General features: G+C 27.7%; 14 protein-coding genes and 1 CRISPR repeat array. Of the genes, 10 read left to right on the forward strand and 4 right to left on the reverse strand.

The window, feature by feature from the left end; all coding sequences use genetic code 4:
• Nucleotides 1-51: 51 nt before the first annotated feature.
• The gene (locus STIUS_RS01375; protein WP_162649501.1) at nucleotides 52-2022 is read right to left on the reverse strand and encodes a hypothetical protein; all 1971 of its coding nucleotides are present in this window, start codon (nucleotides 2020-2022) and stop codon (nucleotides 52-54) included.
• Nucleotides 2023-2131: 109 nt separating this feature from the next.
• Here STIUS_RS01375 and STIUS_RS01380 point away from each other — a divergent pair, with 109 nt between their 5' ends.
• The 9 genes from STIUS_RS01380 (at nucleotide 2132) to STIUS_RS03675 (ending at nucleotide 16835) form a co-directional block, all read left to right on the forward strand.
• Complete coding sequence (locus STIUS_RS01380) at nucleotides 2132-4405, forward strand: hypothetical protein (RefSeq protein ID WP_162649503.1); 2274 nt, start codon at nucleotides 2132-2134, stop codon at nucleotides 4403-4405.
• A 100-nt stretch (nucleotides 4406-4505) separates the two neighbouring features.
• Nucleotides 4506-5123: a hypothetical protein gene (locus STIUS_RS01385; RefSeq protein ID WP_162649505.1), complete on the forward strand. Its 618-nt coding sequence runs from the start codon at nucleotides 4506-4508 to the stop codon at nucleotides 5121-5123.
• Nucleotide 5124: 1 nt separating this feature from the next.
• Nucleotides 5125-5898, forward strand: coding sequence for a hypothetical protein (locus tag STIUS_RS01390; protein ID WP_162649506.1), 774 nt, complete (start codon nucleotides 5125-5127; stop codon nucleotides 5896-5898).
• Between the two features lie 28 nt (nucleotides 5899-5926).
• Nucleotides 5927-6661, forward strand: coding sequence for a DUF4293 domain-containing protein (locus STIUS_RS01395; protein ID WP_162649507.1), 735 nt, complete (start codon nucleotides 5927-5929; stop codon nucleotides 6659-6661).
• Between the two features lie 10 nt (nucleotides 6662-6671).
• Nucleotides 6672-8624: a hypothetical protein gene (locus STIUS_RS01400; RefSeq protein WP_162649509.1), complete on the forward strand. Its 1953-nt coding sequence runs from the start codon at nucleotides 6672-6674 to the stop codon at nucleotides 8622-8624.
• A gap of 83 nt (nucleotides 8625-8707) precedes the next feature.
• The gene (locus STIUS_RS01405; RefSeq protein ID WP_162649511.1) at nucleotides 8708-9370 is read left to right on the forward strand and encodes a hypothetical protein; all 663 of its coding nucleotides are present in this window, start codon (nucleotides 8708-8710) and stop codon (nucleotides 9368-9370) included.
• A 13-nt stretch (nucleotides 9371-9383) separates the two neighbouring features.
• Nucleotides 9384-10952, forward strand: coding sequence for an AAA family ATPase (locus tag STIUS_RS01410; protein ID WP_162649512.1), 1569 nt, complete (start codon nucleotides 9384-9386; stop codon nucleotides 10950-10952).
• Nucleotides 10953-10970: 18 nt separating this feature from the next.
• Nucleotides 10971-12503, forward strand: coding sequence for a VWA domain-containing protein (locus tag STIUS_RS01415; RefSeq protein WP_162649513.1), 1533 nt, complete (start codon nucleotides 10971-10973; stop codon nucleotides 12501-12503).
• A gap of 264 nt (nucleotides 12504-12767) precedes the next feature.
• The gene (locus STIUS_RS03675; protein WP_203234709.1) at nucleotides 12768-16835 is read left to right on the forward strand and encodes a BspA family leucine-rich repeat surface protein; all 4068 of its coding nucleotides are present in this window, start codon (nucleotides 12768-12770) and stop codon (nucleotides 16833-16835) included.
• 1139 nt (nucleotides 16836-17974) lie between these two features.
• On the opposite strand, the gene STIUS_RS01425 is transcribed toward STIUS_RS03675, so the two are convergent.
• The 3 genes from STIUS_RS01425 to STIUS_RS01435 form a co-directional block, all read right to left on the reverse strand.
• Nucleotides 17975-18301, reverse strand: a complete 327-nt coding sequence (locus tag STIUS_RS01425; protein ID WP_162649514.1) for a hypothetical protein — start codon at nucleotides 18299-18301, stop codon at nucleotides 17975-17977.
• Nucleotides 18302-18370: 69 nt separating this feature from the next.
• Nucleotides 18371-18766, reverse strand: a complete 396-nt coding sequence (locus STIUS_RS01430; RefSeq protein ID WP_162649516.1) for a hypothetical protein — start codon at nucleotides 18764-18766, stop codon at nucleotides 18371-18373.
• Between the two features lie 1596 nt (nucleotides 18767-20362).
• On the reverse strand, nucleotides 20363-20794 hold the full coding sequence (locus STIUS_RS01435) for a hypothetical protein (protein WP_162649518.1): 432 nt from the start codon (nucleotides 20792-20794) through the stop codon (nucleotides 20363-20365).
• A 216-nt stretch (nucleotides 20795-21010) separates the two neighbouring features.
• Nucleotides 21011-21277: direct repeats of the CRISPR family, unit length 36 nt; unit sequence TCAAGATATTTCTTCTTGGGATGTATCAAATGTAAC.
• A 355-nt stretch (nucleotides 21278-21632) separates the two neighbouring features.
• On the opposite strand from STIUS_RS01435, the gene STIUS_RS03680 reads away from it, so the two are divergent.
• Nucleotides 21633-25931 carry a BspA family leucine-rich repeat surface protein gene (locus STIUS_RS03680; protein ID WP_203234710.1) on the forward strand — a complete coding sequence of 1433 codons (4299 nt, stop codon included), beginning with the start codon at nucleotides 21633-21635 and terminating at the stop codon, nucleotides 25929-25931.
• Nucleotides 25932-25985: the final 54 nt, after the last annotated feature.

Consider the following 25985-nt stretch of genomic DNA (forward strand, 5'->3'; position numbering starts at 1 on the left):
GTGTTTTTTTGTTTTTAAATTAATTTTCATAATAAAAAAACTAGGATATTCCTAGTTTGTTCAATTTATTATCATTCTAAATGTTAGTTTATTAAGTGATTTAGTTGAACTTTCATTATTAGAGTTTAAAACTATATCTACTGAATAAGCATCATTAATTTGATCAGTAGGCTTATTAAATTGATTTAAATACTGTAATTTGATTTCAAATTGTTCTTGTCATTCTTCTAGAGAAATAGCATTTTTATTTATATTTATATTTAATTTATTAATTTCATATAAAAATTTATTTGTATTATTTAATCACAATTCTTTAATTTCGTCTTCATTTCCCATATTTAAATTAAGCTTATTAAGATCTTTACCATATAGGGAAGTTGATCATAAATCCGAGAAAACTCTAACCTTGTCATCAGATTTAGTTAAATCGTAGTTTGCACTATCTTTAATAATAATTTCATTTAAATTAGGCTTGTCAATTGATGAAAGTGTTGTTTCATGTTGAATGCGTTGCTTTGTAACTTCATAATCTTTTGATTCAGAAATTCAATATGATTGAAAAGGTAAGAAATCGTTTTTAAATAATCATCAGTGTTTAGAATTTTTACCATTCTTCAATAAATCTTTTTTTATGTTTTCAAAAGTTTTAAGTAGTAGGTCTCCAATATTTTCACCATTACCTGAAGCTGCTCCGTTTAAAATGCCAATAATTTCAGTTCTTAAATTATTTAATAATTCTTGAACTTCTAGATCCTCGGGTAAGAACATAAAATAAAATTGATCAGTTCCATAGTTTTGTTCCAAACTAGTTGTTACATATCTATTTCCAATATCTTTGAATAAACTTTCAAATATTGTTTCTTTAAAATAGTCTTTATCAAATGCAAAAGAAGAACCCTCATTGATATATATATTTTTAAAGAATAAAAAGAATGCCTTAAGATGTTTTACAGACTCAAGTCCTATAGCATTTGATATAGCTTCAGATGAATCATCTTCTGATAAGCCAGAACCCAATGCAAAGATTTGATTTATGTCTAATAAGTCTTTAGTATCGTCTATAACAATAGGGGTTTCATTAACCAAAATCTTATCTTGAGTATTAGCTCCAGATATTATGAAATTTGAATAAGGGTTAATATCTGTTGATTTAAATTCTTTATCTTTATTTTCTTTAAAAAATTCATCGAAGACTTCTGCATATGTTTCATATAGTTTGTCAGTATTTTTTCTATTTTTATCATTATCATAATCGCCATTTTTAATATCCATCAAGATACTATCTGATTGTGAACCTATTATTGAAGTTTGATTAATAGGATGTAAATTTTCTTTGTCACCATTTTTGTGTAAATTATTTAATAAATTAAATTGTAAGAAATTAGATAAAAATCCTTCGTTTCCATAAAATATAGTTGGCATCATAACTGCCTTGTTAACCAGAACTCCATCATATTTTATTTCCAAGAACAATACACAATCAAGTATGTCAAAGTTGTTGGCGCTAACATCATCTAAATTTAATTTATTTTTTTTATTTTCGTCAGTATATATATTTAGAATTTCTACTTTTTTGTCATCAGGATACATCACACTGTAAAATATATTTTTACTAATGTAATTAGCAGCTGCTTTGTTAACAATTTCATTATAAGCATACTGTAATCTTAAAGATGGTGCATTGAATTCTCTATATTGAAAATTACCTTCGTCATCATATATATCTTTGCTTTGTAATTCAGTTACATCATTGCCAATATGATTAATAGGGGCTTTAGCAAAATCGACTTCAAAACCATTACCTTTTTTAAGATTTCAATTTGGAAATTTACCGGTTGTTTTGATGCCACCATAATTAATTATCTTGGACATAAAAAAATAAGAAGAGACTCCAAAAGAAGTAATACCTGCAATAAATATAAATGAAAAAATACCAATTCTATATTTTGTATTATTGGATACGACTTTAACTTTCCCAGTTAGCTTATTAATCTTTTTTCAACTTCCTGGTTTCTTACCCATAATGTAATCTCCTATATTGTTAATATGGTAATTTTATATAAATTACCCCCATAAAACAATTAGGTTATACAAATTATTTGAGTATAATATTTATAAACAACCTAATCAAATGAAAAAACTATTGTCACTTCTTACTTCTATAACTTTATTGACAATTCCTGTGATGGGAATTGTTTCTTGTGGTACTGGAACTCCAAATATAATAAAAGAAAAAACTAATATTTCAAATACAATGTCATTAAGTAGTTCAGTTAATATTGTTGGAAGTAAACAAGAAGAACCAAAAAAAGATTATGTACTTAAAAATGTATATGAACAAATTATTAAAGAAAGCAGAATACCAAGTGATATAAAGCATTCTGATTTAATATCTTCTGATTATTTTATTTCAGGATTAGACAAAAGCTCTGTACTTAATAATGATAAAGATTATTCAGGTTATGTAGTATTTACAGTTAAAGAAGATAATTATAAATATATTGGTTCAATTAATGTTACTTTCTTTTTAACAATTCTTGAAATAGATGGGGGTATTGAAATAATTGTCCCTGGAGATAACGACGGTGAATGAGTTGAAAATGAAGAAGGTGATCCTTGAAATCCTGGAGGTAGTACTGCGCCCCCAGGTGGAGGTGGTACTGTAGTTCCTGAAGGACCTGGTGGTAATGGAACAGGAAAATGGCCAACAAACCCAGAGTCTGAAAAGTATATGACCGACCTTACTAGATTTGACGTTGGTGAATTTGGAAAAATTAATGAGAAAGAATTTTTATTATTTAAATCTGAATTATTAAATGATCTAAGATTTAAAAACGAAAGTCAAAAAAAATTCCCATCTGATTTTTTTATAGAAGAAAGTAATTTTACTTTAAATTTTGCAGATGGATATGGTTTCGATAGTAATGGTTTTCAAAGAAATAAGAAAAACCAACAAATAGTTTTTTCACTTCAATCAAAAGAACCATTTTTAAGTCAAGAAGACAACAAATATTATATAGGTAACTTTAAGATTGCTTTTTCAAATGCAATTAGTAACACAATAGAAACTAATGTAATCTTTGACGAAAGTCATCCACCTACATCTGAAGATTATGATAAGGCGTTGCTTACACATTTGGTAGAAACTTTACCTAGTTCAAATTATGATGCTGTTTTAAACTATGATTCCAATGAAGCAGCAGCTCAAAACAAATATAATTTTTCAGATTGATATGATTTCACTTTATGGGAAGGTTTACCAAGTAAGTTTGGTGAGGAAAAATGAATTGAACCTAATCCTTATAAAATGGCTAGACCAAAAGTATCTGAGAGTTCTGAAGTTTTAAAACGTAAGATTAGTGATATTGCAATTATAAAAGAAATTGCAAAAATAAAAAGTATTGATCTTAGCTTGCATGGTCAAACTGAATTGGCAGAAAGTATTGTTATTGAAGATGATGCTAAATGAGAAGAAGTAGAATCTAAAATTTGAAAATTGGGAACAAGTCAAATAAGCAAAAATATCCATAATAAATATAATGGATATGATGAAATTCCTGAAATTAAAAGAGAATACTTTAATTCTGAAAGCAATGAACAAGCTTGGATTACGCAAATTCAAAAAGTATATAGTGAATTAGGCATTGGTGAGGTTGCAGAAGTTGATTTAAAAGCAACTATTGATTCTCAGTCAAAACAAGTTAGTTTTATAAATACACTATCTATAAAAATTAAAGTACAGAGAAAACCAAGATATACAGATAAAATGATTAAACCAATTAAGTTAGTAGCTGATGAAAACACTAATGAAAATGATCTTTACAATATATTTTTACAACAAATAAGAAAGAATTTATTTGCTTTCAATGATAGAAGATTCTTGGAAAGAAGTAACGATGGTTTAAAAGAAGCATTTGATAAAGCATGATTGTCAAAAAATACTTGAGTTAACTACAAACAAAATATGCCAAATGATACTGAACCACAACCAGAAATATTGGTTGCAATAGGTAAAATATGTATTGGGGATTCAACTTCAGTAATTGAAGATAATTACAGTATTGATTTTAAAAATGAAAAAGGTCTTGCATATTATATAAATGGACCAGTGTTAGATTCACAAGTAAATTCTTTGTCAGACCGAATCTTTAAGTTTGCTCAAGAGCAACTGATGAAAAATGCATCTTTCAAAGATATGGAAGGGGTATCAAGTTTAAAACAAGACTGAACCGATGAGCATAATAAAACAATTTATGATATTTTAAAAACAGAAATTGAAGCGGCAATAGAAAGCAATACTTCTTCATTTAGATTGAATATTGATTTTAAATCTGCGGTTAAAAATACTCCATTTAAAGGACAAATTGAGGTTACAAATTTAGAAATTATTATGGTGCAAATATAAAAAAATAAAAATAGAAGATTGTCTTCTATTTTTATTTTCCAAATGCTCCCATTTAATATAAAAAATTACTTGGTATAATTAATTAAATTAATTGGTGAATATGATTGAAAACAAAATTAAAACTACTAATAAAAATCAAACTATAAGTAGACAACAACTAAAGTTAGAAAAATCCGATATTCAATTTACTAGAATGTATTTTTCAATAAAAGGTGAACGTATTGGACGTTCAATTCTTTTATTTTCACAAATTATTATGTTAGCGGTATTTGTTATAAACTTTGCTTCATTATCTTCTTTTGTTGCAAGTAAACTACCTGTACATGAAATAATTAATGCATTTGGAGTAGCGGATGCTTTTTTTAGGTCTATGTTAATTTCATTAACAGTATTGGGGTTATTGGTTTGTTTGGGTTTTGTTATTCCATTACTTACTGCACGTACAGCTCAAGCAGTTAATTTAATTGCAAAAATAGTTCTTTGAGTAGAAGTTCCACTTGCCATAATTTTATTTATTACTTCATTATTTGCAGCACTATATTTGCCAGTTGAATTTAATTGAATGGGAGTTGTTTTTGCAACAATGAATATTGTTTTGATTATTGTGGGAAGTATTTTTGTTATTAGTTCTTCAAAAAACTTAGTTAAAAAAATTGATAAAGCAATTGATGATAGTAATAATCTTGATGAGCATTATTCACTAGGGTATGGGGAGTAACATGGCTAAGAAAAAATATAGAATGAGAACTCCAAAAGAAGTACAAGAACCAATAATTAACTATGTAGATCCAAGATCTAAGTCTCTTCAAAGTTTAGATGAAGAACCAAAAGACAAAATTATTCATTCACTAGCTATAAGTGACTTAGAAAAAGCAAATGGTAGATTTAGAAGTAGAACAAAGAAAAAAAGTTTAACAGAAGTAACTGATATTTATTTTTCAACTGGTAAGGATGGATTTGCTAGATTACTAATAACTGCCTGTCAATTAACAATAATTGGTTCATATATGTTATTGTTGATTTCATTATCATTTCTTATCCCTGTAGTCAAAGATTTATTTTTAGAGTTATTGCCAGTAAATGATGAAATATTCTTACTTCTTTTTGTTCCAATCGCAGTACTTATAACAACAATATTTATTGTGCATATTGCTTTTACTATAGTGATAATACTATTGCCAATATTGGTAGCGCACAAAATAAAGACATTAATAAAATGATCTAAGATCTCTTGATATTTTTCTGTATTTTTTGGTCTTGCAACTCTACTTGCAGTAATCTTAATAAAACAAGTATTACAATCAATATCTTGGAGTTATGAACATTGAAATATAGAACTGAAGTTATCAAAAATACAATTTAATAATTATGTAATAACAATTGGAGTTGCACTAGCTATATCTACATTGTTAGGTTATCCATTATTGATTAGTTCAACTAAAAAACAGCACAATAAAAATATAAAAATTCAACAATATAATTTAAGAAGATAAATAAAATAAACAAAAAAAGGAGGTCTTTATGATTGTACGAGTAGAAGATAAGACAAATAATTTAAGAGTATCTTGAAACACTAAGATTGAAGTAGCGTGTAGAGTTTTAATAATAACAGTTACAATTGCAATTCTATTGATGTCTTTTTTTGTAGGCGCAGGTTTTGCAAAAATATATGATCAGTTTTACAATTTAATAGGTGAGATTGCCCATGAAGACCTAAAAGGTCACTATATAAAAATGGGATCAATTGCGTTAATAATATTTTTGCCTCTATCGATATTAATATCTTTTCCATATATCTTTATGAAAAATCCTAATACAATTCGTATTTTTATTTTAATTTCATTATTCATAGTTATTTCCTATGTGGTCAGTGTTTTTTCAATAATGTTGCATTTTGAAAAAACATATGAATTTACAAACCCATATATAAAAGCCAGTTACTGAGTTATTGGCATAGGTGGACTAATAATATTAGTTTCAAAAGTGTTTCTTTGAAGAGAAATTAAAAAGCAATTTAAGATTAAAAAGACTTTTGAATATTTAAATGAAGAAAAAGAGTTCATTAAAATTTCAAAAAAACAGCAAGACATTGTTATTAAACGTGATCAATTATTAAAGGATGGAATTGAATTAGAAGATGTAGAACAGCACATTTTAGATAATGCAAATGAGATATCTGGAAATACAATCAAGAAAAAACATTTATCAAGTGTATGAGAGAAAAAAGCAAAAGCAAAAGAAGCTGATAATAAATAAAAAGGAAAATATGGCAATGAAGAAATTCTGAAAATTAACTAGATTTCAAAACAAACTTTTGTTTGTTATTTTAGGTATTTCAGTAGTTGTTGCACCCACAGGAGCAATAATTTATTCTTTTACAACTAGTTCATCATATTCAATTAAAGATCCTTGGGCTGATGCCAGTGATTTAAATAAAAGCTTAGATAAATATTTCAATGATAAATTGTCACCAACCAGAACAACATTTAGAGTTGGGGAAACTCAAGGTACTGGAATATATGTCAAAGAAAGTGACATTACTGATATCAGGAAAGAACTTATCAATGGAAATGAATGAATGTCAAAAATGTCTGAAGCAGATTTAAATGAAATGCTTTCAGGAACAGGAGTTTCAATTTCTGAAAATAATAAGCTGATATTCAATGATAAAGAAATGAAGGAATTAGCATTGTTTCCAACAATCTTAAAATATCCATATGAAGGGAATAATAAATTAGGTGAGGTATTTTTTTCTCCTTCAAATAAAGAGGCAGGAATATTTAAATACAATATTAGATTTTGTTTAAGACTTGGAATAGTGGGATTCGATAATAAAAAATATGATCTAAAGAAAAAATATGACTTTACCTTAAGACATGATCAAGAAACAACTTTACCTGTATTATTAAAATTAATAAATAATGAAAGTATTCAAAAATTCATTCAAGTCAATGAATCATTTAATTCAAATGAATCAGTATTGAAAGGTTTATTAAAAACATACTACAATTTAGCAAATAACAGTGGAATGGATTTTTATAGTGAAATTAAACCAAAGTCAGGATCATTGCCAGCTAATAATAAATATGCACAAGATTATGCAAACGCAAGTTCAATTCACATAAAATATGACAGTAGGAAAATTAATAATATAAAAAGCTTTGGATCTAATTTATATAATCAACATTTAGGAGACTACAATACCGTTGAATATATCTTTAATAAAATTGGAATTAGTATGCCTAAGATTGAAAATGATATTACTGGTTTTAGGTTACGTGATCGCAATTCAGGGTCATGAACATCAATGAGTTCTAGTGATATTAAAACATACAAGGGTTATATAAATTATGGATATTCTGATGGAAAAGAAATTACTGATGATGTCGAAAATTCATTATTTCAATCAGAACATAAAATTTTTACAAATAAAGTTAACATTAAATTTTTAGATGTTAATAAATCAACAGATATTTACTATGACCAACAACCATATAGCAGAGGGTCAATTAACTATAATAATTACAATATAGTAAATGATGTAAATGATGTAGTAAATAATATTAAATATGAAGATTCAAGAGATTTGATCAATCAAAAATTATCTTCTAAACAAAATCAAATTGAACAATCAATAGTTAATACAATTAAAAAAAGTTTGGATAGCAACGGTGTATCTCAATCAGTATTTGATGAGGTTAGAGTTAGTTCTCCAATGGTTTCTAATATTGCTACACCTGGTTACGCTACAAGAAAAGATAATGATAAAGTTTATTTTGACAAAACTATAGATTTTAATAGGGTAGATTCCAAAGCCTTCTTTTATTCAGAAGGAAGATCAGTGAATAGAATAACTCAATATCATTTCATACCAAGTAAAGTAATTAATGATCCATATGGTAAAGCTAAATATAATTTAAGTTCTTTAAATATTTCAAATATTCCAAACAACTTATGAGATACAGATACTTATGAATCAGAAATTATATATTATGTTAAAAATCTAATGAGACAATCAATAGATAGTTGACCAAATAAATTTAAACCTGGAAATGAAGCTAACGAAATGTCTTATAAGCTAAATGGTCCAATTAAAGGTGGCAAATTGAATGAAGGTAGTTACACTGTAACAATAACTGCTCCAAATAGTTTGTGAAATTTTAAAGGATCAAAAACAACAAATACATTTTATGTAAAAAAGAAATCAATGTTGGAATAGTAATAGTATCAATAGATAGAGAATGAATGGTAAATAATGGTTATAATTTATTTAACGCATCAATTAACAAAGAGAGGTAATAAATGAGTATTAAACCAAATCATAAAAGTCAGTTTCCTGAACTAAATTTATTAGATGAAGAAAATAAACGCTCTAAATACGAAACTGAATTATCTGAACTTACTAAATTAGAACAAAAGAAATTTTCTTATATACCTCCAACAAAAGTTAATAACTTTGCAGGTAGAAGATTATATTGAAGTACTAAGCTTGAAGTAGCAGGAAGAATATTAATTTTATTGGCAGCTTTAATGACAATAATTACATCATTTATCTTAGGTAAATATGGAATTCTAGTTACAGTTGAAAAATTAATAGGGCAAGAATTAGTTTTCTTTGGAATATCTCTAAGTGATGCAATTAGTTATGGGTTCTTATTTATAGCACTTTTATTTAGTTTGTTTTATATTTTGCCCTCATTTCTTGCTAAAACTGTAGGTACTGTTAAAAAGTGATCAGTAGTATTTATTATCTTTGCAATTGCTCACTTTGTATTCTTTGAATTAATGTGTGCAACATTAATAGTAATAAATAGTATTAGGATAAATAATAATGAAACTATCAACGATATTTACCCAATAATTATAATAATGGTATTAGTTACAACAATAATACAAATAATAGGTTCATGTTTTTTAATTGTTAAATCTGATGATATTAAACAAAGAATGAATTTAGAGATTTAGGAGAACATAAAAAATGGCAGGATCAAATAGAATAGAAGAATTAATTAATGAATTACAAAAAGGTGTCTATGAAAAAAACGAAGTATTCGTACTTTCAGTATTAGCAATGCTAAGTGGAGAATCAATTTTCTTATTAGGTAAACCAGGAATTGCTAAATCACTTGTAGCACGACGTATTAAATATGCATTTAAGGATGGTTCAATTTTTGAATACCTTATGAATAGATTTTCCACTCCAGAAGAAATTTTTGGGCCAATCTCTATTGAAGGTATTCAAAAAGGAGAATATAAAAGATTAACAAAAAAATACTTGCCAAGTGCAGATATAGTTTTTTTAGATGAAATTTGAAAGGCTGGACCATCAATTCAAAATACACTTCTAACAATCATTAATGAAAAAATTTTTAGAAATGCAGGAGAAGATGTAAAAGTACCAATGAAATTGTTAATGTCAGCATCAAATGAATTACCTGCGCCAGGTCAAGGACTAGAAGCTTTATTTGATAGATTTATTATTAGATATATTGTTGAGGGATTGAAAGATGAAAACAACTTTAATGAAATGATTGCAGGGGATGCTCCATTAGAAATTAGTGTTGATTCAAAACTACAAATTAAAGCAGAAGAATTTTTTGCTTGGCAAAAAGAAATTAAAAAAGTTCAAATGGATGAGTTAACATTTAATTTTATTTCTGATTTTAGAAAAGGATTGGATGTAGCAACTGAAGGTGAAGCATATATTTCAGATAGACGTTGAAAAAAAATTGCTGGTTTAATGAAAACATCTGCTTATTTCAATGGACGTGTTAAAGTAGATAAACAAGATTGACTTATTATTCCTTACTGTATTTGAGATGATGAGCAACAAGAAGAAGAATATAGTGCATTATTTAACGAGTTCTATTTTGAATCATTAAAAGTAGACATCTTTAAAAAATGAGAAGCACTAAAAGTCGAACTTGCTGAACTTAAAAAGCAATATGCATTTGTATTAGACAATACAACAGAAAAAAGTATTTATCAAAATGTGTTCTCAAAAAAACTACCAGGATCATTTCATAGATTATTGTGGAAAAATTCAGAAAATCCTATAAATTTTATGAAAGCTGAAGATTATACAAAAATTTTCCACAGTAATGGAAAAGCTACTGAAATTGAAATATTTTGTGGTGATGAGTTGGACAATTTAATTTCAATTAAAAAAGTTTCAGTAGTTTATATTAACGAAAAAACACTTCAAATTAATGGAGATACAGTTGGTTTAGAAATTCAAAATAAAAAAGATCAAAGTGAACTCGATGCCTTACAAACAAAAATTAATGAAGTTGCTTGAAAAGTTGATAATTTGCCAAACTTGATGGTTGAAGAAAAAGAGAGACTTGAAAAAACTTCAACAATATTTTTTAGGCAACAATTTGATCTTGTTTTAAATAATGCGTTTGCTGAATACATAGAAATTGTGAATCAACAAAAAATTGCAGAACATGATAATTTAGAAAAAAGGGTACAAGTTATTAATGAAACTCCGGTTGAAGAGACAGCTGAGTTAGTTTCTAATAAACCAGGTTCAAATATTGAATAATAATTTTTTGGAGATATTATGGAATTTCAATTTGAAAATAAAATAGATACAAAAATAAAAAAAGAGTTGAGTTACCTACACGAGAAGGACCTAAAAAATCCTGTTTACATGGCAGCTGTAAAAAGTAGAGGTTTACCAGCTCATTTTTTTGATGACCAAATCAATAATTTTCATGATAAAGAAATTGAAAAAGAAATTAAAAACATAAAACTATCCCCTCAACTTGAAAAAGAAATATATTTATTTTATTGAGTAAAAATAAATGGATATGAAGGCACAAAGAAAAATTATTCTAAAATACAAGATTTTCTTTTTAAAGTTAAATCTCGTTTCTACAATAGATTAAATTTTTATCGTTATGAATTTAATAAAGTTGGAAGTGATCAAAACATGGTCTATAAAAATTTTATTAAAACTTGAGAAATTATATTAATTAAAAATGTAGTTGAATATAGAATGATCGAAATAGAAGAAAAAAGAATTAAATTTATTCAAAAATTATATGACTATATTGAAATTTATGTTGCTTCATCAAAGTTACTAAAAACAGTTTGAAATTTCTTTGGTGATGTATTTGAAGAAACTCTTGCAAAAAATTTGAATATGGAAATATTAGAATCTTTTGCAAATTATTTACAAAATAATCCAGCTATTATGGAAATTGCGTCTTTGATTGGTAGACAAACAAGCAAGAGTGAGTTAATTGAAGAACGTAAGATGCTAGATAGACCAATTAAGACTAAAATAAGACCTGTATACTACTCAACTGAAGAAATAGTGGGAGTTTCACAATCTAATGTTTTAGAACACACGTTAACAACAGAATTTGCAGTGTTGGGAATTCCAGTACTTGAAACACTATTTTATAAAAAGATGCTTGAAAGTCAATTACAAGTATTTGATTTTATAGCTTTAGACGAAGTTCCAGAAAGAATAGTAGAAGAACGTGTCTACAATGTTGAAGTCCCAGATAAAAAAGGACCAATAGTTCTTTGCATTGATACTTCAGCATCAATGCAAGGTAGTCCAGAACAAATTGCTAAATCATTAGCTTTAGCAATTACAAAAATTGCAATTAAAGAAAAGCGAAATTTCTACATGATTAACTTTTCAGGTGGAATTGAAGTTTTAGATTTTTCAAAAACAAAAACCATGTTATCAAGTTTAGTAGATTTTCTATCTCAAAGCTTTAATGGGTCAACTAATATAGAGCCAGCAATTACTCATGCAGCGCGCGTTATGAATCAAAAGAAATGACATAATTCAGACATGCTTATGATATCTGATTTTTTGAATCCCGATTTGTCAGAAGATACACTTGAACGTGTTAAACATTTAAAATCAATTAGAAATAGATTTCACGCTATTTCTATAGGAATATTAGGTAACAAAAACACTCAGCAACTATTTAACAATTCATGAACATATGATCCTCGTGATCCATTTACATCTGAAAAAATTATTTCAGATTTATCAAATGAATTAAATTCTGATTTAAAACACCCGACTTCACCAAAAGAAATATTTGAATCAGTATCTAATAGAAAATAATTTAAAAAGCAGTTTGTTTATTAGTTAATATTTATAGTTTTTTTATTCATTATTAAACTGTTATGAATTTTACTCACTTAAGTTATTTATTTTTAGTTTAGAAGTAGATTTTGAGTTTTATGGTAAATAAACTGAATCAAATTAGGATGTTCAAAATAAACAGTACAAGTATAAATAATGCTCAAGATTAGCAATATTTTGTAAATAAAGTATTGCTTTTTTTTTTTTTTTTAAATCATAATATCAAAAAAGGTTTAAAGTTGCATGAAAGAAGACAGTATTTTAAAAAATAAAAAGATCAAGATAACTTCTATAGCTGCTGTCGTTTTGGTAATTTTAATTATTTTATCTACATTTTTATCATTGTATTTTTTCTTATGAAAAGATGATAATAAAAAAACAACAACACAACTAAATAGCATAATAACTGAGACTAATTTAGGTTGAGTTGATGATAATGAAGATTTAACAATTTTAAATTCTGTTGAATCTTTAAATCCAAAGGCAAATGATGTTTCTTTAAAAGTTAAATCAAAAGATAAAAACAGTGCAATTATTGTATCTCCTGAAGTTAATTATGTAGGTGATGTAGATGTCGTATTCCAACAAAAAACTGATATTAACGATTTAGTAGAAAACCCCATTATTGACGGAAATAAAATTCCTGAAGAATATACTTTAGAAGAAATAATAGAAATAATTAAATCTCAAAATAATTCTTTAAACCCACTTGATTTAATAATAGAAAATTTTAATCCAGGGGAAAAAATTCAATTTATCGTAACAACTTCAACAAAAGGTTATAAAGGGAAAGCAACTTTCTTTATAACAAAAATTTCTTTATTAAATGTTATAAAAAATACTAATTTAGGTTTGATAAAAGACATGAATGTAGAAACAATAAAAAGTGAAATATTAAATAAAAATCCCGATAGTAAAGCTATGTTAAACAAAATATATCAATATATATTAATTGATAATTTAAATAATGTTGAAAAAAATGAATGAACAGCTAGAGTATCTATTGATCATGTTGGATTTAGTAAAGATTCAGTGTATGTTAGTTTTTCATTACCAAATAAATTGGACAGTATAATTACAAATACTTATTTAGGTTATTTAGCAGATAAAGAAACTGAAACTATTTTGAGTGCAATCAAATCTACAAATAGTATTTCTAATGAAATTTTTAAAGATTTAGATTTAAAGATTGAATGTTTAAAAAATAAAAATTCTGATTCTGGTTTTAAAATTAGGGTAACTTCAAAAAATACTGTTTCATATACAGGTGAAGTTATCATTACTTTTAATGTCAAAAAAGATATAAGTGAAATAATAAAAAATTTAGATTTGGGATTAATACTCAATCCTGAACCTGAAACAATAATTAGTGCTGTTAAATCTAAGAACACTATTCCAGAAGATTTGGAAATAGAAGTCATTGATATAAAAGATACAACAGCAAAAGTAACAACAACATCAGAAAAATACCAAGGACATGTAATAGTTAATTATAAGTTAAATGTAATTATACAATTAGATTTAGAAAAAGTAGACATATACGTTGATCAAGAAAAAGAAATAAATGTAACAAACTTTAATTTATTAACTGATTTAAAGGTTACTGGAGATGAATTTGTTAGTGTTAGTGGTGAACTAATTGATGGAAAAATATTAATTAAAGGTTTAAAAAACGGTAAGGGTTCTTTAACTGTTACAGCTTCAAATGCAATAGAAGCAAAAATAATAGAAGTTAATGTTTCAAACAAGATTGAAATTGAAGTTGATAAAAAAGAATTAGAATTATTAGCTGGAGAAGCTCAAACTATTAAAGTTATTAACTGAGTTAATTTACTTAGTCCACAAGTTACCAAAGAAGGAAATATCAATATTGAAAACAATAGTGGAAGCATCACAATCACAGCAAATGAAAATGCAAGTGATGGAAATGCCCAAATAACAATAAACTCTGCCAATGCTTTAAAAGAACAAACTATTTCAATAACAATTAGAGCAAAAATAGAAATAGAAACTGATAAGCAATCTGATGAACTTTATATTGGAAAAAGTTCAACAATTAATATTACAAACTTTGATGCTTTAACAAATCCAGTCGTTACAGCTGCTGGAGTGGTAACTGCTACAAATGTTGATGGACTAATTACAATAGTTGCTGGAACGACTGTTGGAGAAGGAACTATTACAATTTCAGCTGATAATGCAGTTGCGTCAAAAGTTATTACAATAACTGTAAAGGCATTGATAGTAATTCAAACAGATAAAGAATCTGATGAAATTTATGCTGGAAAAAGTTCAACTATTAATATTACAAATTTTGATGCTTTAACAAATCCAGTCGTTACAGCTGCTGGAGTGGTAACTGCTACAAATGTTGCTGGAGTAATTACAATTACTGCTGGAGCAGCAGGACAAGGGACTGTTACAATTTCAGCTGATAATGCTGTTGTGTCAAAAGTTATTAAAATAACTGTAGAGGCATTGGTAGTAATTCAAACAGATAAAGAATCTGATGAAATTTATGCTGGAAAAACTTCAACTATTAATATTACAAATTTTGATGCTTTAACAAATCCAGTCGTTACAGCTGCTGGAGTGGTAACTGCTACAAATGTTGCTGGAGTAATTACAATTACTGCTGCTGCTGTTGGAGAAGGGACTGTTACAATTTCAGCTGATAATGCTGTTGTGTCAAAAGTTATTAAAATAACTGTAGAGGCATTGGTAGTAATTCAAACAGATAAAGAATCTGATGAAATTTATGCTGGAAAAACTTCAACTATTAATATTACAAATTTTGATGCTTTAACAAATCCAGTCGTTACAGCTGCTGGAGTGGTAACTGCTACAAATGTTGCTGGAGTAATTACAATTACTGCTGGAGCAGCAGGACAAGGGACTGTTACAATTTCAGCTGATAATGCAGATGTGTCAAAAGTTATTACAATAAATGTAAAGGCATTGGTAGTAATTCAAACAGATAAAGAATCTGATGAGATTTATGTTGGGAAAAATTCAACTATTAATATTACAAATTTTGCTGATCTAATTAATCCAGAAGTTACAGCTACTGGAGTAATTACTGCTACAAATGTTGCTGGAGTAATTACAATTACTGCTGGAGCAGCAGGACAAGGGACTGTTACAATTTCAGCTGATAATGCAGATGTGTCAAAAGTTATTACAATAAATGTAAAGGCATTGGTAGTAATTCAAACAGATAAAGATTCTGACGAACTATATGCTGGGAAAACTTCAACTATTAATATTACAAATTTTGATGCTTTAACAAATCCAGTCGTTACAGCTGCTGGAGTGGTAACTGCTACAAATGTTGCTGGAGTAATTACAATTACTGCTGTAACTGTTGGACATGGGACTGTTACAATTTCAGCTGATAATGCAGATGTGTCAAAAGTTATTGCAATAACTGTAGAGGCATTGATAGTAATTCAAACAAATAAAGAATCTATTAAACTTGATACTGGTAAAAGTTCAACTATTAAAATTACAAATTTTATTGATTTAACAAATCCAGTCGTTACAGCTTCTGGAGCAGTTACTGCTATAAATAATGCTGGAGTAATTACCGTAACTGCTGGAGCAGTTACAGGACAAGGGACTGTTACAATTTCAGCTGATAATGCAACTCAAGCTAAAATTATTGTAATAACTGTGAATAAGCCAATTGTTTGACCAAAGGCAATGGATTCAGAATGAATTGACCCAAAAACTGGAGAAGTTAAATTGGGAACTGTAATCCCTAAAAATGTAACTAAAGTTACAAGGATTGGTTATGGTGAAAATGGACTGGCACACAGGATGCCAAATTCTGTAATCGAAGTTCCTGACTTAATATCGCCTAAAATAACAGATGCCAGTAAATTATTTTGAGCAGCTACGTCATTTAATGGGGATATTTCGGATTGGGATGTATCAAATGTAATCAATATGGATAAGATGTTTTATGGTGCAAATTCATTTGACCAAGATATTTCGGGTTGAGATGTATCAAATGTAACAAGTATGGAGATGATGTTCAGGGGTTCTGACTCTTTTAATCAGGATATTTCTGCTTGGGATGTATCAAATGTAACAAGTATGGATTATATGTTTGCAACTGCCATATTATTTGATCAGGATATTTCGGATTGGGATGTATCAAATGTAACAAGTATGGAATCTATGTTTTATTATGCAAATTCATTTGACCAAGATATTTCGGGTTGGGATGTATCAAATGTAACAAATTATGGAACTTTTGCAACTCAGTGTCCTATAGATAAGACATCTAAAATGCCAAAATTTAAGTAGTTTGGTTCTACTTATTTAGATTTCAATTTATATAAACACTTTTAATTAATAATTGAATATGTCTTCTTGTAGAGACCGTTTCTTCCAATATACTTATTTTGCCTCTGCATCTCAAATTTGTTGATTTTGAAATGACTATTTGTTTTATATCTTAATACATATTAAACAAATAAAAAATGAAAAGAAAAAACACTGTAAATAACATAGAAAATTAGCAATATTTTGTAAATAAAGTATTGCTTTTTTTTTTTTTTTTAAATCATAATATCAAAAAAGGTTTAAAGTTGCATGAAAGAAGACAGTATTTTAAAAAATAAAAAGATCAAGATAACTTCTATAGCTGCTGTCGTTTTGGTAATTTTAATTATTTTATCTACATTTTTATCATTGTATTTTTTCTTATGAAAAGATGATAATAAAAAAACAACAACACAACTAAATAGCATAATAACTGAGACTAATTTAGGTTGAGTTGATGATAATGAAGATTTAACAATTTTAAATTCTGTTGAATCTTTAAATCCAAAGGCAAATGATGTTTCTTTAAAAGTTAAATCAAAAGATAAAAACAGTGCAATTATTGTATCTCCTGAAGTTAATTATGTAGGTGATGTAGATGTCGTATTCCAACAAAAAACTGATATTAACGATTTAGTAGAAAACCCGATTATTGACGGAAATAAAATTCCTGAAGAATATACTTTAGAAGAAATAATAGAAATAATTAAATCTCAAAATAATTCTTTAAACCCACTAGATTTAATAATAGAAAATTTTAATCCAGGGGAAAAAATTCAATTTATCGTAACAACTTCAACAAAAGGTTATAAAGGGAAAGCAACTTTCTTTATTACAGAAATTCTTTTATCTAATGTTATAAAAAATACTGATTTAGGTCTGATAAAAGACATGAATGTAGAAACAATAAAAAATGAAATACTAAATAAAAATCCCGATAGTAAAGCTATGTTAAACAAAATAAATAAAGATATATTAAACGATAATTTAAATAATGTTGAAAAAAATAAATGAATAGCCAGAGTATCTATTGATCATGTGGCATTTAGTAAAGTTCCAGTGTGTGTTAGTTTTTCATTACCAAATAAATTGGACAGTATAATTACAAATACTTATTTAGGTTATTTAGCAGATAAAGAAACTGAAACTATTTTGAGTGCAATCAAATCTACAAATAGTATTTCTGATGAAATTTTTAAAGATTTAGATTTAAAGATTGAATTTTTAAAAAATAAAAATTCTGATTCTGGTTTTAAAATTAGGGTAACTTCAAAAAATACTGTTTCATATGCAGGTGAAGTTATCATTACTTTTAATGTCAAAAAAGATATAAGTGAAATAATAAAAAATTTAGATTTGGGATTAATAGTCAATCCTGAACCTGAAACAATAATTAATGTTATTAAATCTAAGAACACTATTCCAGAAGATTTGGAAATAGAAGTCATTGATATAAAAGACACAACAGCAAAAGTTACAACAAAATCAGAAAAATATCAAGGACATGTAGTAGTTAATTATGTGTTAAATGTAATTATACAATTAGATTTAGAAAAAGTAGACATATACGTTGATCAAGAAAAAGAAATAAATGTAAACAATTTTAATCTATTAACAAATTTAAAAGTTATAGGAGATGAATTTGCTAGTGGTGAATTAATTGGTGAAAAAATACTAATTAAAGGTTTAAAAAATGGTAAGGGAACTTTAACTGTTTCGGCTTCAAATGCAATGGAAACAAAAACAATAGAAGTTAATATTTCAAATAAGATTGAAATAGAAGTTGATAAAAAAGATTTAGAATTATTAGCTGGAGAAACTCAAACTATTATTGTTTCTAACTGAAATAACTTAATTAATCCAAAAATTATCAGAGAAGGAAACATTGAATTTGTAAATAATAATGGAAACATCTCAATTACAGCAAATGAAACTGCAGGTGATGGAAATGCCCAAATAACAATAAATGCTGATAATGCTTTAAAAGAACAAAATATTTCAATAGTAATTAAAGGAAAAATTGAAATAATAACTGATAAAGACTCTGATGAACTTTATGTTGGAAAAAATTCAACAATTAATATTACAAACTTTGGTGATCTAACAAATCCAGTCGTTACAGCTGCTGGAACGGTAACTGCTACAAATGTTGATGGACTAATTACAATAGTTGCTGGAGCGACTGCTGGAGAAGGAACTATTACAATTTCAGCTGATAATGCAGTTGCGTCAAAAGTTATTAAAATAACTGTAAAGGCATTGATAGTAATTCAAACAGATAAAGAATCTGATGAACTTTATGTTGGAAAAAATTCAACTATTAATATTACAAATTTTGCTGATCTAATTAATTCAGCAGTTGTAGTTTCAGGAGCAGTGACTGCTACAAATGTTGCTGGAGTGATTACAATTTCAGCTGGAGCCGCTGCTGGAGAAGGGACTGTTACAATTTCAGCTGATAATGCAGTTGCGTCAAAAGTTATTAAAATAACTGTAAAGGCATTGGTAGTAATTCAAACAGATAAAGAATCTGATGAACTTTATGTTGGAAAAAGTTCAACTATTAATATTACAAATTTTGCTGATCTAATTAATCCAACAGTTGTAGCTTCAGGAGCAGTTACTGCTACAAATGCTGGTGGAGTAATTACAATTACTGCTGCGGCTGCTGGAGAAGGGACTGTTACAATTTCAGCTGATAATGCAGATGCGTCAAAAGTTATTAAAATAACTGTAAAGGCATTGATAGTAATTCAAACAGATAAAGAATCTGATGAAATTTATGTTGGGAAAAGTTCAACTATTAATATTACAAATTTTGCTGATTTAACAAATCCAGAAGTTACATCTACTGGGGCAATTACTGCTACAAATGTTGCTGGAGTAATTACAATTTTAGCTGGAGCGACTGCTGGAGAGGGAACAATTACAATTTCAGCTGATAATGCAGATGCGTCAAAAGTTATTAAAATAATTGTAAAGTCATTGATAGTAATTCAAACAGATAAAGAATCTGACGAAATTTATGTTGGGAAAAGTTCAACTATTAATATTACAAATTTTGCTGATTTAACAAATCCAGAAGTTACATCTACTGGAGCAATTACTGCTACAAATGTTGCTGGAGTAGTTACAATTTTAGCTGGAGCGACTGCTGGAGAGGGAACAATTACAATTTCAGCTGATAATGCAGATGCGTCAAAAGTTATTAAAATAATTGTAAAGTCATTGATAGTAATTCAAACAGATAAAGAATCTGACGAAATTTATGTTGGGAAAAGTTCAACTATTAATATTACAAATTTTGCTGATTTAACAAATCCAGAAGTTACATCTACTGGAGCAATTACTGCTACAAATGTTGCTGGAGTAGTTACAATTTTAGCTGGAGCGACTGCTGGAGAGGGAACAATTACAATTTCAGCTGATAATGCAGATGCGTCAAAAGTTATTAAAATAATTGTAAAGTCATTGATAGTAATTCAAACAGATAAAGAATCTGACGAAATTTATGTTGGGAAAAGTTCAACTATTAATATTACAAATTTTGCTGATTTAACAAATCCAGAAGTTACATCTACTGGAGCAATTACTGCTACAAATGTTGCTGGAGTAGTTACAATTTTAGCTGGAGCGACTGCTGGAGAGGGAACAATTACAATTTCAGCTGATAATGCAGCTATGTCAAAAGTTATTAAAATAACTGTAAAGGCATTGATATTAATTCAAACAGATAAAGATTCTGATGAACTATATACTGGGGAAAGTTCAACTATTAATATTACAAATTTTGCTGATTTAACAAATGTAGAAATTACAGCTGCAGGATCCATAACTGCTACAAATGTTGCTGGAGTAATTACAATTTCAGCTGGAGTGACTGCTGGAGAAGGGACTGTTACAATTTCAGCTGATAATGCGGCTGCTTCAAAAATTATCACTATAAAAGTTGTAATGGATTCAGATTCACAATGAATTGACCCAGTAACTGGAGAAGTTAAATCGGGAGCTGCAATTCCTAATGGTGTGACTAAAGTTACAAAGATTGGTTATGATGAAAATGGAAATGCTCACCAAATGCCAACATCTATAATTGAAGTTCCTGACTTTATATCGCCTAAAATAAAGGACATATCTAAAATGTTTTACGGAGCTGAAAATTTCAGTCAAGATATTTCTTCTTGGGATGTATCAAATGTAACTAAAATGAATTATGTATTCTATAGGACTCAATTTAATCAAGATATTTCTTCTTGGGATGTATCAAATGTAACAGATATGTCGTCATTATTTGAAAATGTAAGAAGTTTTAATCAAGATATTTCTTCTTGGGATGTATCAAATGTAACCAATATGGAAGCTATGTTTTATTATGCAGAATCATTTGACCAAGATATTTCGAGTTGGGATGTATCAAATGTTACAAATTATAAAACTTTTGCAATAATGTGTCCTATAAATAAGACATCTAAAATTCCGAAATTTAAGTAGTTTGGTTCTACTTATTTAGATTTCAATTTATATAAACACTTTTAATTAATAATTGAATATATCTCCTTGGAGAGACTGTTTCTTCCAACATACTTATTCTGCCTCTGCATCTCAAATTTGTTGTTTTTGAAATGACTAGTTGTTTTATATCTTAATACATATTAAACAAATAAAAAATGAAAAGAAAAAACACTGTAAATAACATAGAAAATTAGCAATATTTTGTAAATAAAGTATTGCTTTTTTTTTTTTTTTTAAATCATAATATCAAAAAAGGTTCAAATTTGTATGAAAGAAGACAGTATTTTAAAAAATAAAAAGATCAAAATAACTTCTATAGCTGCTGTCGTTTTGGTTATTTTAATTCTTTTATCTACATTTTTATCATTGTATTTTTTCTTATGAAAAGATGATAATAAAAAAACAACAACACAACTAAATAGCATAATAACTGAGACTAATTTAGGTTGAGTTGATGATAATGAAGATTTAACAATTTTAAATTCTGTTGAATCTTTAAATCCAAAGGCAAATGATGTTTCTTTAAAAGTTAAATCAAAAGATAAAAACAGTGCAATTATTGTATCTCCTGAAGTTAATTATGTAGGTGATGTAGATGTCGTATTCCAACAAAAAACTGATATTAACGATTTAGTAGAAAACCCGATTATTGACGGAAATAAAATTCCTGAAGAATATACTTTAGAAGAAATAATAGAAATAATTAAATCTCAAAATAATTCTTTAAACCCACTAGATTTAATAATAGAAAATTTTAATCCAGGGGAAAAAATTCAATTTATCGTAACAACTTCAACAAAAGGTTATAAAGGGAAAGCAACTTTCTTTATTACAGAAATTCTTTTATCTAATGTTATAAAAAATACTGATTTAGGTCTGATAAAAGACATGAATGTAGAAACAATAAAAAATGAAATACTAAATAAAAATCCCGATAGTAAAGCTATGTTAAACAAAATAAATAAAGATATATTAATCGATAATTTAAATAATGTTGAAAAAAATAAATGAATAGCCAGAGTATCTATTGATCATGTGGCATTTAGTAAAGTTCCAGTGTGTGTTAGTTTTTCATTACCAAATAAATTGGACAGTATAATTACAAATACTTATTTAGGTTATTTAGCAGATAAAGAAACTGAAACTATTTTGAGTGCAATCAAATCTACAAATAGTATTTCTGATGAAATTTTTAAAGATTTAGATTTAAAGATTGAATTTTTAAAAAATAAAAATTCTGATTCTGGTTTTAAAATTAGGGTAACTTCAAAAAATACTGTTTCATATGCAGGCGAAGTTATCATTACTTTTAATGTCAAAAAAGATATAAGTGAAATAATAAAAACTTTAGATTTGGGATTAATAGTCAATCCTGATCCTGAAACAATAATTAATGTTATTAAATCTAAAAACACTATTCCAGAAGATTTGGAAATAAAAATCATTGATATAAAAGATACAACAGCAAAAGTAACAACAACATCAGAAAAATATCAAGGACATGTAATAGTTAATTATGTGTTAAACGTACTTATACAATTAGATTCAGAAAAAGTAGACATATACGTTGATCAAGAAAAAGAAATAAATGTAAACAATTTTAATCTATTAACAAATTTAAAAGTTACAGGAGATGAATTTGCTAGTGGTGAATTAATTGGTGGAAAAATACTAATTAAGGGTTTAAAAAATGGTAAGGCAACTTTAATTGTTTCGGCTTCAAATGCAATGGAAACAAAAACAATAGAAGTTAATATTTCAAATAAAATTGAAATAGAAGTTGACAAAAAATATTTAGAATTATTAGCTGGAGAAACTCAAACTATTATTGTTTCTAACTGAGATAAATTAATTAATCCAAAAATTATCAAAGAAGGAAACATTGAATTTGTAAATAATGATGGAAACATCTCAATTACAGCAAATGAAACTGCAGGTAATGGAAATGCCCAAATAACAATAAGTGCTGATAATGCTTCAAAAGAACAAAATATTTCTATAGTAATTAAAGGAAAAATTGAAATAATAACTGATAAAGACTCTGGTGAACTTTATGTTGGTAAAAGTTTAACTGTTAATATTACAAATTTTGATGCTTTAACAAATCCAAAAGTTACAGCTACTCCAGCAATTACTGCTACAAATGTTGCTGGAGTAGTTACAATTACTGCTGGAGCAACTGCTGGAGAAGGAACTATTACAATTTCAGCTGATAATGCAGTTGCGTCAAAAGTTATTAAAATAACTGTAAAGGCATTGGTAGTAATTCAAACAGATAAAGAATCTGATGAACTTTATATTGGGAAAAATTCAACTATTAATATTACAAATTTTGCTAATCTAATTAATCCAGCAGTTGTAGTTTCAGGAGCAGTGACTGCTACAAATGATGCTGGAGTGATTACAATTTCAGCTGGAGCAACTGCTGGAGAAGGAACTATTACAATTTCAGCTGATAATGCAGTTATGTCAAAAGTTATTAAAATAACTGTAAAGGCATTGATAGTAATTCAAACAGATAAAGAATCTGATGAAATTTATGTTGGGAAAAATTCAGCTATTAATATTACAAATTTTGCTGATCTAATTAATCCAGCAGTTGTAGTTTCAGGAGCAGTGACTGCTACAAATGATGCTGGAGTGATTACAATTTCAGCTGGAGCAACTGCTGGAGAAGGGACTGTTACAATTTCAGCTGATAATGCAGTTGCGTCAAAAGTTATTAAAATAACTGTAAAGGCATTGGTAGTAATTCAAACAGATAAAGAGTCTGAAGAACTTTATGTTGGGAAAAGTTCAACTATTAATATTACAAATTTTGTTGATCTAACAAATCCAGTAGTTACAGCTGCTGGAGCAGTGACTGCTACAAATGATGCTGGAGTAATTACAATTATTGCAGGAGATAATGTAGGAGAAGGAACTGTTACAATTTCAGCTGATAATGCAGTTGCGTCAAAAGTTATTAAAATAACTGTAAAGGCATTGGTAGTAATTCAAACAGATAAAGAATCTGATGATATTTATGTTGGGGAAAGTTCAACTATTAATATTACAAATTTTGCTGATTTAACAAATGTAGAAGTTACAACTGCTGGAGCAGTGACTGCTACAAATGTTGCTGGAGTAATTACAATTTCAGCTGGAGTGGCTGCAGGAGAAGGGACTGTTACAATTTCAGCTGATAATGCAGTTGCGTCAAAAGTTATTAAAATAACTGTAAAGGCATTGGTAGTAATTCAAACAGATAAAGAATCTGATGAAATTTATGTTGGGGAAAGTTCAACTATTAATATTACAAATTTTGCTGATTTAACAAATGTAGAAGTTACAACTGCCGGATCCATAACTGCTAAAAATGTTGCTGGAGTAATTACAATTACTGCAGGAGATAATGTAGGAGAAGGGACTGTTACAATTTCAGCTGATAATGCAGTTGCGTCAAAAGTTATTAAAATAACTGTAAAGGCATTGGTAGTAATTCAAACAGATAAAGAATCTGATGATATTTATGTTGGGGAAAGTTCAACTATTAATATTACAAATTTTGCTGATTTAACAAATGTAGAAGTTACAACTGCCGGATCCATAACTGCTAAAAATGTTGCTGGAGTAATTACAATTACTGCAGGAGATAATGTAGGAGAAGGGACTGTTACAATTTCAGCTGATAATGCAGTTGCGTCAAAAGTTATTAAAATAACTGTAAAGGCATTGGTAGTAATTCAAACAGATAAAGAATCTGATGATATTTATGTTGGGGAAAGTTCAACTATTAATATTACAAATTTTGCTGATTTAACAAATGTAGAAGTTACAACTGCCGGATCCATAACTGCTAAAAATGTTGCTGGAGTAATTACAATTACTGCAGGAGATAATGTAGGAGAAGGAACTGTTACAATTTCAGCTGATAATGCAGTTGAATCAAAGGTTATTACTATAAAAGTCGCTGAGAATTCAGATTCAGAATGAATTGATCCAAAAACTGGAGAAATTAAATCTGGAACTGTAATCCCTGAAGATGTAACTAAAGTTACAAAGATTGGTTATGATGAAAATGGACTGGCACACAGGATGCCAACATCTATAATTGAAGTTCCTGATTTCATATCGTCTAAAATAACAAGTACCAAGAATTTATTTAGAAATGCAAAAACATTTGATCAAGATCTTTCTGGTTGGGATGTATCAAATGTAACCGATATGGATTTGATGTTTTGAAATACCAAGTCATTTAATGGGGATATTTCTGGTTGGGATGTATCAAATGTAACCACTATGGAGAAGTTGTTCAAATCTTCAAGGTTTAATCAGGATATTTCTGGTTGGGATGTATCAAATGTAACAAATATGAGTTATATGTTTGATGTTAACGTGTCATTTAATCAGGATATTTCGGGTTGGGATGTATCAAATGTAACAAATATGGATTATATGTTTTATCATGCAAAAACATTTGATCAAGATCTTTCGGGTTGGGATGTATCAAATGTAACTAGTTTTAATTCATTTGCTCCTGAATGTCCAATTGATGGAACATCTAAAATGCCAAAATTTAAATAGATAGCTTTAAATATACTATTGAAGGGAGCTTTTATTTCTGTTTTAGTGTCCTAT

Origin of the sequence: Spiroplasma sp. TIUS-1, from assembly GCF_010365785.1 — a bacterium.
In the GTDB taxonomy this organism is placed as follows: domain Bacteria; phylum Bacillota_I; class Bacilli_A; order Mycoplasmatales; family Mycoplasmataceae; genus TIUS-1.